The sequence below is a fragment of the Enterococcus sp. AZ103 genome (assembly GCF_051714685.1).
Classification (GTDB): domain Bacteria; phylum Bacillota; class Bacilli; order Lactobacillales; family Enterococcaceae; genus Enterococcus_A; species Enterococcus_A alishanensis.
On record NZ_JBIOSI010000001.1, the window covers coordinates 2838787 to 2852775 of the forward strand.

The 13989-nt window shown below is 35.0% G+C and carries 13 protein-coding genes; all 13 read right to left on the reverse strand.

Annotation, left to right across the window (positions count from 1 at the left end; translation table 11 throughout):
* Nucleotides 1–82 precede the first annotated feature (82 nt).
* Nucleotides 83–2836 carry a hypothetical protein gene (locus tag ID741_RS14180; protein WP_438720381.1) on the reverse strand — a complete coding sequence of 918 codons (2754 nt, stop codon included), beginning with the start codon at nucleotides 2834–2836 and terminating at the stop codon, nucleotides 83–85.
* Nucleotides 2837–2947: 111 nt separating this feature from the next.
* Nucleotides 2948–3289, reverse strand: coding sequence for an LPXTG cell wall anchor domain-containing protein (locus tag ID741_RS14185; RefSeq protein WP_438720382.1), 342 nt, complete (start codon nucleotides 3287–3289; stop codon nucleotides 2948–2950).
* A 93-nt stretch (nucleotides 3290–3382) separates the two neighbouring features.
* Entirely contained in the window at nucleotides 3383–4462 is a 1080-nt protein-coding gene (locus ID741_RS14190) for a DUF916 and DUF3324 domain-containing protein (protein ID WP_438720383.1), read from the reverse strand.
* 31 nt (nucleotides 4463–4493) lie between these two features.
* Nucleotides 4494–5195 (reverse strand): WxL domain-containing protein, encoded by a 702-nt coding sequence (locus tag ID741_RS14195; protein ID WP_438720384.1) that lies wholly within the window; start codon nucleotides 5193–5195, stop codon nucleotides 4494–4496.
* Nucleotides 5196–5216: 21 nt separating this feature from the next.
* Nucleotides 5217–5951: a WxL domain-containing protein gene (locus ID741_RS14200; RefSeq protein WP_438720385.1), complete on the reverse strand. Its 735-nt coding sequence runs from the start codon at nucleotides 5949–5951 to the stop codon at nucleotides 5217–5219.
* A gap of 775 nt (nucleotides 5952–6726) precedes the next feature.
* Nucleotides 6727–7113 (reverse strand): hypothetical protein, encoded by a 387-nt coding sequence (locus ID741_RS14205; RefSeq protein ID WP_438720386.1) that lies wholly within the window; start codon nucleotides 7111–7113, stop codon nucleotides 6727–6729.
* A gap of 16 nt (nucleotides 7114–7129) precedes the next feature.
* A complete protein-coding gene (locus tag ID741_RS14210) occupies nucleotides 7130–7555 on the reverse strand; it encodes a PAS domain-containing protein (RefSeq protein WP_438720387.1) in 426 nt (141 codons plus the stop codon).
* A 356-nt stretch (nucleotides 7556–7911) separates the two neighbouring features.
* Nucleotides 7912–8172 carry an SWEET family sugar transporter gene (locus ID741_RS14215; protein WP_218324517.1) on the reverse strand — a complete coding sequence of 87 codons (261 nt, stop codon included), beginning with the start codon at nucleotides 8170–8172 and terminating at the stop codon, nucleotides 7912–7914.
* Nucleotides 8173–8461: 289 nt separating this feature from the next.
* Complete coding sequence (locus ID741_RS14220) at nucleotides 8462–9160, reverse strand: putative ABC transporter permease (RefSeq protein ID WP_218324817.1); 699 nt, start codon at nucleotides 9158–9160, stop codon at nucleotides 8462–8464.
* A gap of 447 nt (nucleotides 9161–9607) precedes the next feature.
* Entirely contained in the window at nucleotides 9608–11002 is a 1395-nt protein-coding gene (sufB, locus tag ID741_RS14225) for a Fe-S cluster assembly protein SufB (protein WP_438720388.1), read from the reverse strand.
* A gap of 11 nt (nucleotides 11003–11013) precedes the next feature.
* Nucleotides 11014–11490, reverse strand: coding sequence for a Fe-S cluster assembly sulfur transfer protein SufU (gene sufU / locus ID741_RS14230; protein ID WP_218324512.1), 477 nt, complete (start codon nucleotides 11488–11490; stop codon nucleotides 11014–11016).
* Nucleotides 11477–12712 (reverse strand): cysteine desulfurase, encoded by a 1236-nt coding sequence (locus tag ID741_RS14235; RefSeq protein ID WP_438720389.1) that lies wholly within the window; start codon nucleotides 12710–12712, stop codon nucleotides 11477–11479. The genes sufU and ID741_RS14235 overlap by 14 nt, the downstream gene beginning before the upstream one ends.
* Nucleotides 12712–13989 carry a Fe-S cluster assembly protein SufD gene (sufD, locus tag ID741_RS14240; protein ID WP_218324510.1) on the reverse strand — a complete coding sequence of 426 codons (1278 nt, stop codon included), beginning with the start codon at nucleotides 13987–13989 and terminating at the stop codon, nucleotides 12712–12714. Before sufD ends, ID741_RS14235 begins: the two co-directional genes overlap by 1 nt.

Sequence of the window (13989 nt, forward strand, 5' to 3'; positions counted from 1 at the left end):
AAAGCTTAAAGAAAATTAATCGATAAAACAAATTTTCTTTAAGCTATTATTTTTGTTCCCATTTTCGTAGAGAAAATTTACTCTATGGCTGAATACCATTAATAAATGTCCAATTTAATGTTGCTTTATAATCCCCTTTAGAACTACCTCCAGCTGTTTTGATAGAAAAACCATTTCTCTTATTTTCTGGCACATTACCTAAATTACTCTCTAATGTCCAATCATCAGAAATAGTAACGCCACTACTAGCATCTCCATCCGAGTTGGCATCAAATATAGTCAAAGATTCATTTATTACATTTTTTGGTGCTCCGTTTTTATAATAACTTAATGCACCATTTAGTTCTTTAGATTGATTAGAATCAATTATTTTTGTACTTTCGACATTTAATGCCCAGTCAGTAGTATTAGTATTATTTTTAATTTCAAGTTTACCGTCAATACTTTCAGGGAAATAATTCTTTTCTTTGAATTCAGTCTTTTTCTCACCAAAATCTATTGCATTAGGAACAGTGAATTCTGGAAGGTTAGCTGCATAATAATAATTCACATTCGTTTGATTTTTTTCAAGCATACCCAAAGTTAATGAAACAGGATCAGCTAATTGATACTGAGTACTTTCTTTGTTTAAAGTAGCATATTTAAAAATCCAGTTATCCTTGTCATATTCGTAATCCTGCAAGTTTAAATTATAGGTACCATCAACTGCTAAATCGGTGTCATCAATCTCAATCTCTCTAGCCTCTGTGATAGGTTCATCCGCATTGTTGAGATATTTTAAATTAATTTTATACTTATTAGCTGATACATTTACCGTTTGTGTGACAATATCAGACTCTTGATTATATTCATCCACTGCTTTAAATGAAAATGTATGTGTACCTATATCTCCTACATCTAGATATAATAAATTGGGAATTTCGAATTCTTTTTCATCCCCAAGATCATTACTAGTATCAATTTCCGAAAGCAATTGATACTCTCCACCATCAAGTGAATAATACATCTTAACTTTGCCAGATTCTACCGAGCTGACTGTTCCTTGTAATTGACCGCGTTCCCTTAGTTTTAAATCTGTAGAGTTTTGATCATCCAATTTGATAATTGGTTTTTCAAATTTTTGTAACACATTTAAGATAGCCGAGTTGATTTTGCCTGTTTCGCCACCAACGCTTGCGGTAGCTGTACCATTAAAGTACACTGGACGACTGACATTTAAATAATTCATTAAGGCAGAAATCGGTTGCTGATTTCCTTCGTCATCTAAAATAGTTTGGCTAGTAACGATACTTTTTGTAGGGTCATCAGTAATATCTTTTCTTTCAAAGAAATCGACGATTCGCATAAACCGATTCCCTCGACCACCTTTTTCACTGAGGGAAGGATCATTAAGTTCTCCGTATGTCATCAACAAATCTTTATGAGATATAGTAAGATTTCTTTCGTTGTACAGCGAGCCTTCGAGAGCCATAGTATAATCATCTCCGTCAAGCTCTTGGAACTCTGTCGCCAGATAATTACCCTCACCGTCCAGTTGGGAATGAAGATTAAAACTTTTCAGAGGATCGAGGTTTAAACCATCACTGGATATTTGATCTGACACATCTCTAATCTTATCAATTGGTGAGAAATAGCTACTCCAGGAAGGGATTGAATTGTTTTCTACTGGATTTTTTTCAAGTTTACTTATATCGAAATACGCATCCTCAATTCCCCCTAATCTCTTTCCGTATCCAGCTAATCCTGGTGCTAGCATCAGTTCGTTATCAAGAAGGTAGAATGCCCATTCCAATTTATTAGCCGGATCAGGTGGTAAGGTTCCTTTAGTTAATACCTTACCTGGACTATTATCTGCTCCTTTAAAGGCATCAGCATTCCCAATAGGATCATAGTTCATTTCTATCAATTCATTTCTTGTTAAATTCCCTTCGTAACGATTGACGTCAATGTCAATATGCCCTGCAGCATGGCCGAGTATATCACCCAACCCGCTCAATGTGGCGATCAGACCTTCTAAAACAATAGGACGAGTGGTCATATCCCCTCTTTCAGACAACGAAAAGTTACTGTAATTTACACCTTTAATTAAGATATAAATGGCGCTAGGATCATCTTCACTCCATCTAGTGTATCTCGGAGCCCAAGTAACTGGAAAATAAAGTTTAGGAAATGGTAGAGGGACAGTATTAAGGGCTCGAAGTATATACCTTGAACTAGCTCCAGAGTTTTTCCAGTTAATTGATTTTGCCATCGAACGAGCATCTACACCTGGGGAAAAAGCTAGCCGCACGTATGCACCATAGTTTCCTGTCTGGATATCAGATAGAGCATTACTAGCTCCTTCAAGTTTTATACTTGCAGTCAAGGGAACAATCCCGGTACCTTTCCAAGTTCCTCCTTTAAATGGTTCGCTGCTCGAACCCGGTGTATAACTTGTCCTAAACTCCGCCTTAGGATCGATTCCGACAATATTAGCAAGAAATCCTGCGTCTCGAGTAAGTAGCTTCATTGATGATAATTTTGTATAATTGTTATTTGCTCCTAGAACCTCTCCTAGACCCGTTTGTTGAAAAGTTGTATAGTTGGTCTCCATGAGGCTTTCTAAGAAAATTCCAGTAACGTTACCGTTCTCATCTGTTTCCTCACGTATTTGACCCGCATTAGGATCATCAGCTCCCAGATTAATGTCTGGTTCATATTCTTTCCCAAATTTAAATTCGTCATATTCACCTAAATTTGGATCTTCATCATCTGCCGCAGCAGCTGTCAATGGAAAAACTGCTGCTAAAAAAAATGTTAAAAATAACATCATTAAACCTTTAATTTTTCTATCCATTTATACCCATCCTTATCTTAATTTCCAGATATATCTCAATTAAATATTATTTTAATTTCTCTATCTGAAAATTTGAATTCACAATAGTATAAAGGGGCTATTTGTTCTTATTCAGATAGTTTTTTCTTTCGCGTATTCCTTTTTCCTCTTATATAACAGGCAAAGTAAAATTATCAAAACCAAGAGAATGCCTATTAAAGATAGATTTATGGAAATTATTTCTCCCGTTTGTGGAAGGGTCTTTCTTATGTTACTTGCAGGACGATAACCAGTTGTTACCGGATTTCCTTGCGGTCCTGCAGGTTCACCAGGATCTGGTGTTGGCGAATCCGCAAATTCTGATAAAGTAACACTACCTGGTGTCGAAGCGGCCATTACTTCGACAGGACTGTTAATGAGGAGGATCCACAAAAAACAAAATATGGAACAAAACAAAGCAAAGAATTTTTTCATTGCTCAGTACCTCCTTGTTTCAAATCATTAGAAATAATTGGTGTATTGTATATACACTGAAATCATAATACTTACTAGTTTAAAGTTGTTAGTTTATCTATCCTGTCCTTCTTCTTTTTTCTTTTTACGACGATACAAGACAAAAAGTAATATTAATAATAGTATTATTAGAATGACTATTAATAATATAATTAACCATGTCCAATTTGATTCTTCGACTTCAGGATCATTAATTGCTTTTGAACTATATTCTCTCACTTCATTTTCCGTAATCGTGAAATCTTCTGTCCATTCCCAAGTCTTTTCTGCCCATTTTGGATCTGTCGTGGTCGCTTTTACATTCATCGTATAACGACCTGCTTCCATTGGTTTATCATTATAAAAAACTGGGAAGGAATAGTTTGAATTTGGTGCCATGATTAACCCACTAATTTCGTTAGAATACAACACTTCATACTCTCCACGTTTCATTACTTCTGCCGAAACAGTTAGATTAGATAAAACTGCTGCTTGATCATTTTGTAAATTCGCATTGATTACTTTTCGATAATTATTCAATCCTGTCGTAATATTTAGTAAGTTCATATTGGGTGCTTCAATCTCTTTATTCACAGTTAGCTTGATAGCCATCGCATAACTATACATGTTATTAATAGAAATTCCTTCAGAACTAGAAGTCGTTTCATCTTGCCCATCCCTTAAAAAATACCAAGAACCTAAATAAACACCATCTGGAATATTATCGGGTATTTTGATTTCTACTGTGACAACTTCAGAACTATTTGGTGCAATTGTAGCATCAATATCTGATGCTACAATCGTCGAAAAATCACTAACCTTAAATTTTAAACTACTATCGTATTTTTCTGGTTGGGAAGTATAGCTAATTTCTCCATTAGCATTTGTATAGGTTGTAAATATGTCAGAATGAACGCTGATTTCTTCTGCCTCGGAATTCTGAATCCGTGCTTGAATCGTTCGTGTTTCTCCTGGAGTCACCAGTAAATCATAGTACGAACTGGCTTCTGAAACTTGTGCTCCTTCAGGACTTATTTTTTGTACACTATATCCGACACCAGCATTTTGAGTTGATGCTACAGTGACTATGCTTCCCCCAATAAAAAACAAAAGAAATGCCAGCAAATTAACAAATAATATATTTAATTTTTTCATTCAGCATAACTCCATATATATAATTTATTTTTTAGCTATACACATTTGCAGTCAATGTCCAAGTTATAGTGGATTCATATGTCTTATCTTCTTTTGATTGTCCACCTGGAACATTTAACGCAACTTCCGCTGCATTCCAAGTGTTCACAGAAGTTGCTTTACCCACACCTGAGTTATCAACCCCAAATACGGTAAGAGTATTTAATTCATCAGCTGAAATAGTTCCACCTTTTGTAGAAATATTCGAAACAGGTGTTTCGCCAGTAGTGCTATTTCTAGCTACACCTGATGGCAGAACAAGCGTTGCACCAGCTAAAACATCACTTGTCGTACTTGTAAACTCAGTCATTCCAACATTGACGCTCCAACCATTGAGCTCAGAACGATTATCAGTTACTTGTAAATAATTAAGTTTATTGGTACTTTCAGGGGTATTTTTGTAGGTTGCTGCTGTTGCAGAAACTTTTTGTGTACCAAATTTAAATTGCTTTGGAATTACATCTAGTGACAATGGCCCTTGGTTCTTGGTTTCTTCATTATCACCATCATTTCCACCAGGATCAGGTTTACTCGGATCTGTTGGATCTACTGGTTTAGTCGGATCATCATTAATCACAAAAGAAATATTACCATCAGTTTCCCCCACTGAATTTTCTGCTGCTAATACAGGTGATACTGTAGACAGAGATAGAACAATGATTAATGCGATACTGGCTAATTTAAAATTTTTCACTTTTGTCTACTCCTCTACAAATTAGATTGTTGGTCCGGCAGTTAGTGACCATTCCACATTGTTCGTATAAGTTCCTGCTTTAGCTACTCCTGCAGGAATGGTTAATTCAACTTCGCTAGATTTCCACAATGAAGTTGAGGTTGCTTTCCCTTTATTTGTCGTTGTTGATGTTGGAGCAAAAACAGTTTGTTCAGCAGTTGAAATATTCAACCCAGATCCACCAACCGTTGTAAAACTAGTATCGATAGAAGTTGACGGAACATTTAAACTATTCCGAGCATCTGCTTTTGGTAATTTAATATAAGCACCCGTCAAAATATTGTTAGTCCCATCATCAGTCAATTCTCGATCTTGTTTAACTTTTACAGTCCAACCAGTAACATCTGCTTCACGATTATCCGTTACTTGTAAGTAGTGTCGATCACCTCGTTCTTCGGAATTATCCATAGCTACACCAGTGTAAGTATGTTTAGTTTGATACATTTTTTGCACACCAAAATCAAATTTTTTCGGTGCAACATCCAATGATAGAGGACCTTCATTTCCGGTACCTGGATTATCTGGATCTTCTGGTTCCAATGGTTTAGTAGGGTCTGTTGGATCTACTGGCTTAGTCGGATCATCATTTTCTTCTAAAACAATACTACCTGGAGTCTTAGCAGTTGACGGTAGACTCTCAGCATTTACTGGTAAACTACCTAGTAACAAACTACTGCACAACAATGCACCCATTAACATTTTTTTGTTCATTTTCATTCTGTACATCTCCTTTTCTTAATTAACAAATTGAATGCGTATTCAAAACTTCAAAAATACATATTCAAGTTATCTAATAAATCAAAAACGGACATCTCAAAAACAAAGTAACTATCAATTGGTTTTAGTTTCAGCGACATTTTACCAACTACACCATCATGCACCCCCTCAAAAATTCCGTTTCAAGACTAATAATTATTAGATTAAAGATTGAACACCTTTAATTACATTGAGAAAATTATTACTATCAACACATTAAAAAACAAATATTCAAAAAGACGATATTTTTATAACAATTTTTTATATATCGAAAGATAAAATAAGAAAATATCAAATAATTTTATATAAAATATTAAAAAGCTAAAAAAAAATACGCGTTTTTTGATAAATTTAATTTACAAATTAAGCTTAGAATCATTTTAGATGTTTGTCAAGAGAATTTTTAGTTATTCTTATTTAAAAAAATTATCTAAACAAACATTATATTTATTATTTTTTAAATTATTTTCAAAAAAATAAAAAAGCTTAAAGAATGTTGGTTTCAACATCCTTTAAACTTTTTTGTTTAATTCTATTATCCTACAGAACCTTCCATATAAAGGCTGGCTATTTTATAGTTTCGAGTAGATATGTTCATTCTCGCTATTGAAGTCTTTTAACCTAATAGCGATAAGATAAAAGCACATAGTTTTACCCAATGTCACAGATTTTTTCACAGACCACCAACGCCAAAATACATATTATTAAATTCTCATCTTGCGTGGGATATTATTTCTCATTTTATAGACGATTTTTTATTGTAAACTAAGGCATTTGTTTGGCCTATCAAACCTTTTTTTGCAGTCAATATAAACTTTAATTTGGCATTAGATACTTTGATAAATTTATACGTAGTACCATCACTATCTTTATATACTAATGCTTCATCAGTATTTTTATTAACTCGTCTGAGTTTCATCGTTTGTTGATCATCAATGGTCAATGATATCTCGTTACTTTTGGTAGATGTTATATCTAATGTACTGCTAAGTTCGCTATCAGAAGATTCCCAGTTCCCCACAAGCCAACCAGAATCATTGTCACTTTTTAAATTAATTATGGTTAAGATTCCGCCCGTTATTAACACAATAACTCCCATGGCTACTACTAATTTCTTCTTCACGATTCATTTAACTCCATTATTTAGAACCCTTTTTAATCAAATTCAAAAAGTGTCCAATTTTTGATTTACCAACTAAATGTGAAACGTCCTGTGTCACTTCAATACAGCCGATGTAATTGCCTTCGTCATCTCTCACTGCGAAGAAGCTAATTTGAATTTGTTTCCCTTTTGCTGGAATGACCATTACTTGTTGACTAATTTCTCCACTATGCATTTGATCTAGCAATTTATTTATTCGCTTATTGCTTTTTCCTGGGTGTACATCCAGAACATGCTTGTTCAAGGCACTCTTATCTCTGTCAAACAACCGCATAGAGTTATTAGAGTACCACTTCACAATGTCGTTTTCGTCGATAAAATCAAATTCCTGTGGTATAGCTCTGAAAATACCATTTAATTGTTCAATCGTTAGTCTGCCTGATTCTAATTCAATTGGTAACATATTTTTCCTCTTTTCTTTTTACACTAGTTTACTTAATTGCTCTTTAGCAACTTTTGATTAAATATATATTCTGATGTTTACCTTTTAAATGGAACTTCTGAAAGAAACTATATAATTTTCTAGCTACATTTGCCCCGCTTTTAAAAAGATAACGGCTAACTTACTATGAATGAACATTGCTGTAACTAAAAACTTCTCCAATTACAATTTTGATATATTATTTCAAGTTTTCCTATTTTTCGCATTTATATCGGCTAAAACCATTGGCGAAAATGTTAGGAAATAACTACTATAAGAACTTTTTTTCACAGTGAATCAATTCGCATGTAATGAGATCATCTTTGAATAATCGATTATTATAAAGCAGTAAGAAATGTTATTAAGCCAAATATTATCCCTGGAAAGTTAGCTGTTGCTAATGGGATATCTCTTGGTTTTTTTCCAAGCCCATAAATTACCCATAAGGTGCAATTCACTGCTGCTACCATTGGCTGTATAGGATTACCCTTTGAACCGGACAAGTTGTCTATTATCTGAGGTATATAAGAAACGTACATCAAAATTGACATGATAGTTGCTGTCCAACTCAAATATCTAATAAACTTATTGTTTTCCATTTTAAACCGCCTCGTATTCTTGAATAATATATTTTTTCTAATGATAATCTGTGCACGCTAAAAGACCTAGCAATACAACCGATTTTATTCGTCTAATCATTATATTTGTCTCCTTAAGTCTATAAATGCTTTACTATAAAAAAAGTGGTGGGCATTAATTAAAACGAAAAAATTTTTTCGTTAAAAATGAAAAGTAGTTGGTATGCTTCATTTGGTATTCTCTATTTTATTTTGTAATCATGGTTACATAGATAGAGAAATTTGGTTCTTAATATGAATTATGCTCATACTAATTACTTTTTTTAAATTTCATATTGGGATAATTCTTTACAATTCTATTCAGATTATGAAGTCGCAAATTTTTATGTTTTTGAGACAAATTTTCAAGCACCTTTGTTCTACCCTTTGAAGATCTTTTATTTTCGAATATATGTTTTAGCCTATATTCTTTGATTGCCGCGTTCTCAGTATCAGATTCATCTATGTGAACTTCGACTTCTTTTTTAGTAGTAATTGTAAATGTAAATGTCGTCACGACATCAGTTAAAAATAAGATTGCTAAAAGAATCGGGCCAATGCTCCGTGTATTATTTATGAAAAGATGAATATAATATTGAAAAAATGGATTAACAATTTTTATTAGAATAAGACAACCAATACCCCAAAAAAGAGAAACAGGAACAGCAACCCTTCCACCAATATTTAATGGAACATTTGTGTAATCCCATAATTTCATATTAAATAATTTTTCAAGTAACCAGCTAGTTATATATTCGATAATCGTTACAATTACAACAACATTGAAATATAAGTTTAGTAAGGTTCCCGCGTTTTCTGGTACTAATAACAGTACTGCAACTACACCAAAACCATAGACAGGACAGTATGGTCCTAATAAAAAACCTCGATACACAAAATGTTTATCCTTAATCGAACAAAAAATACTTTCCCAAACCCAACCTACAAATGAATAAACAATAAATGTCATAAAAAGTGTTTCAATACTCAATTTATTTACCTCGCTACCTGTCTTTATTTAGTGTGACTATTTCCAACTTCAATATTTTTTGGATGTTCTGTTAGCCAATACAGTTATTTTTTAATTATTTCCTATGCAAAAAATAATGTTGAACTAAATCACCTAGAATTAAGTATACCAAAATATGCTAATAGTACGATGGACATTTTACAATGAATCTATCTCAAAGTTTTATTATCTATATTACAAACAGTTACAACTAGGGTGATATATTCGATACTGTTATCTTGACCATATATTTATAGACCTACTTCCCATTACCGCAAAAGCTGATAAATTTGCTCAATTTGTTGGTTTTAAAAAAAGTCACAGACCTTTTCACAGAGCCTACTATTTTTAAGCAAAATAAAAAGCTAGAAACCCTACAAAATAAGGTTTCTAGCTAGTAAAACAGGTTTATCCCACACTGCCTTCCATCTCATACTGAATCAAACGATTCAACTCAACAGCATATTCCATTGGTAATTCTTTGGTAAATGGTTCCACAAATCCCATAACAATCATTTCAGTTGCCTCTTGTTCAGAGATTCCGCGACTCATTAAGTAATACAATTGTTCTTCGGAAATTTTTGAAACTTTGGCTTCATGTTCTAGCGATACGTTGCCATTCATAATTTCGTTGTAAGGAATGGTATCTGAACTCGATTGATCGTCCATAATGATCGTATCACATTCGATATGTGAAAATGAGCCTTCACTGTCTCTTGTAAAACGAACGGTTCCACGATAATCTACCGCGCCGCCATCTTTGGCAATTGATTTAGAAACAATTGAGCTTGAAGTATTTGGTGCATTGTGAATCATACGGGCGCCATTATCTAAAACAATATTTTTACCAGCTACAGCAATTGATAACATTGTTCCGCGAGCGCCACGGCCATTCATGTACACTGATGGATATTTCATGGTTACTTTTGAACCTAAGTTACCATCGATCCATTCCATCGTCCCGTTTTCTTCAGCAGAGCCACGTTTGGTTTCTAATGAATAGACATTATTTGACCAGTTTTGAATCGTTGTATAGCGGCAATAGCCATCTTTTTTAACAAAAACTTCTACTACAGCAGCATGTAAACTATCTGAAGAATACGTTGGTGCTGTACAGCCTTCAACATAGTTTATACTTGCGCCTTCGTCAACGATAATTAATGTCCGTTCAAATTGTCCAGTGTTGGCTGAATTAATTCGGAAATAAGACTGAATTGGAATATCAGTTTTTACTCCTTTTGGTACATAGATAAAGCTACCACCTGACCAAGCAGCTGAGTTTAAAGCAGCTAATTTATTATCTGTTGGAGGAACCAAGGTCCCAAAATATTCTTTCAATAACTCTGGGTACTCTTGTAAAGCCGTATCCGTATCGGTAAAGACAATTCCTAATTTTGTGAATTCGTCTTTCATATTGTGATAGACCACTTCTGATTCATATTGGGCGGAAGCACCGGCTAAGTAAGCTCGTTCCGCTTCAGGAATCCCTAAACGTTCAAAAGTTGTTTTGATTTCTTCTGGTACATCATCCCAGTCACGGGCTTTTTTATCACTAGAGCGGATAAAGTAATTAATTTTATCAAAATCTAAATCAGATAAATCAGGACCGTAATCTGGCATTTCCATCTTATAAAATGCTTTTAAAGATTTTAAACGGAAGTCAAGCATCCATTCTGGTTCATTTTTAGCACGAGAAATTTCGCGAATGACATCTTCTGATAATCCGTCACCGGTTGTGAAGACGGGCTTAACATCATCGTGAAAACCATATTGATATTCTTCTTGTAATTCAAGTTCGCTCATACTTTTCACTCCTATTCGTTATGAAGTTGTTCTTCTTTGGCTTGACCAGTTTCGTCAGTTAAAGCTTTTCCTAAAGCTTTCCAAGCTAAAGTCGAGCATTTGATGCGGGCGGGGAATTTCGCCACACCTGATAGCATTGCGGCATCACCGAGGGCATCACTGTCTTCTTCTGAGATTTCGTTGCCCTGCACCATTTGAGCAAAAACAACTGCCAAATGTTCGGCTTCTTCCACTGGTTTTCCAATCACTACATCGGTCATCATTGACGCAGACGCAGAGGAAATAGAACAGCCACTGCCAGAAAAAGCGATGTCTTCAATCTTTCCATCTTTTACTGCTAATTCCAATTCGATTACATCACCACAGGTTGGATTATTCATTTCAATATTTGCAGTAGAATCTCCACTAATCTTTCCAAAATGATGGGGATGACTTGAATGATCCAAAATGACTTGGCGATATAAATTATCTAGTTTAGATAAGGCCATCTTTGAAAAACTCCTTCGTTGCTTCGATTGCAAAAATCAATCGATCAGCATCTGCTTTTGTATTATAGAAATAAAAGCTTGCCCGAGCTGTTGCCGGGACATTTAAGTATTTCATTAAAGGTTGGGCACAATGATGTCCTGCTCTGACTGCGACACCTTCCATATCTAAAGCTGTCGCTAAATCATGAGGATGCACGCCGTCAATATTGAAAGCAATCACACCCGTATGACTAGCTACATCTTGCGGACCATAAATAGTAACCCCTTCAATGTTTTGCAATTTTGGTAAAACGTAATCAACCAATTCTTGTTCATATTGGTGAATATTTTCAATCCCAATTTCGTTCAAATAATCAATCGCACCACCTAGAGCAATTGCGCCAGCAATATTTGGTGTCCCTGCTTCAAATTTCCAAGGTAATTCTTTCCAAGTGCTGTCAAAAAGATTTACAAAATCAATCATTTCGCCACCGAATTCAACTGGTTCCATCGCGTCTAAATATTTACGTTTGCCATATAATACACCGATTCCAGTTGGACCGCACATTTTATGCCCACTAAAAGCAAAAAAGTCAGCATCTAAATCTTGCACATCCACCTTCATATGTGGAGTTGATTGGGCACCATCAACAATCATTACTGCATCGTTAGCGTGCGCTAATTGAGCAATTTCTTTAATCGGATTAACGACACCTAAAACATTTGATACATGAGCTAATGAAACAATCGCTGTTTTTTTGTTGATCACTTTTTCGACTTCTTCCATGTCTAAATGACCTTCGTCAGTAATAGAAAGATAGCGTAAAGTTGCTCCTTTGCGATCCGCTAATTGTTGCCAAGGAATAATGTTTGAATGATGTTCCATATAAGAGATGACAATTTCGTCGCCTTCTTTTACGAAAGCATCGCCATAACTTCGCGCCAACCAGTTTAATCCAGTCGTCGTTCCCCGGGTAAATAAAACTTCTGCTGTTTCGCCTGCATTAATAAACTTGCGGACCTTTTCACGACTTGCTTCGTAATCTTTGGTTGCGCGTTCCGCTAAAGTATGAACACCACGATGAACATTTGCATTGTCGTGTTCGTAGTAGTAACGTAAAACATCTAATACTTGGGTAGGTTTTTGAGTCGTTGCTGCATTATCTAAATAAACCAGTGGTTCGTCATTTACATCTTGAAATAAAATGGGAAAATCATTTCTAAGGCTAGAAAAATCTTTCATTATTTCGTCAACTTCCCTTCGATGGTGGCAATTAACTGATCTTGCGTCGCTTTCACTGGAATCGCCGTTAAAACTGGACCTAAGAAGCCACGAATAACTAAACGCTGTGCTTCATCTTTTTTTAGTCCCCGGCTCATTAAATAGAATAATTCATCTGGATCTACACGACCCACACTGGCTGCGTGACCAGCAGTGACTTCATTTTCATCAATTAATAGAATCGGATTGGCATCGCCACGAGATTTTGTCGAAAGCATTAATACGCGACTTTCTTGTTGCGCATCTGCTCCTTTGGCACCTTTTAAAATATGTCCAATACCGTTGAAAGTTAAAGTAGATTTTTCTAAAATGACACCATGTTGTAAAATGTGTCCAATTGTATGAGGCGCTTTATTGGTCACTCGCGTATCAATCCCTTGAACTTGTTTACCAGTACTAATGGCTACAATTTTCACTTCAGAATGAGCACCGTCACCCACTAAATCAGAATCAAAATCAGCAATCACATTACCATCATTCATGACACCAATTGCCCAGTCAATCATAGAATCTCTTAATAAATATCCGCGACGGTTCATATAAGTCGTAATATTTTCACCTAGTGAATCCACTGCTGAGAATTTTACTTGGGCACCTGGTTTGGTAATCACTTCTACTACCACATTACCAGTTAATTTTTTTGCTTCATTACCATGAGATTCAAAGCGTTCCAAATATGAAAATTGGCTGTTGTCTTCCGCAACAATTAATACATGTTTAAAGAAATGTGCATCCGCATTGCCATCATGTAAAAATAGACTTTCTAAAGGTTTTTCAATCACAACATTTTTTGGCACGTACAAAAATACACCGTTATTCATAAAAGCTGCATGTAAAGCAGTTAATGAATTTTCTGTGTAAGGCACAGCCTTTGTCATGAAATATTCTCTCACTAAGTCACCATGTTCTTTGACTGCCGTTACAAAGTCAGTGAAAATTACCCCTTGTTCAACTAACTCCGGTGAAATCTGTTCAAAAACGGTTTGTTCACCTTGTTGAACTACCATTGGATTGTCTGACATATTAGAAAAATCAGGGACATTTCCAGTAGTTACTTCTGCTTCAGGTTTCACATTATATAAATTCCAACGGGCGAAACGAACTTTTTCAATCGTTGGTAAAGGTAGTTCATCAATTTTACTTAAGGCATCTACCCGCAAATCAGTCAGCCATTGAGGTTCTTCCCATGCCGCTGAATAGCGTTGCACGTCTTCAAGATAATCAATCCATTTTGTCAT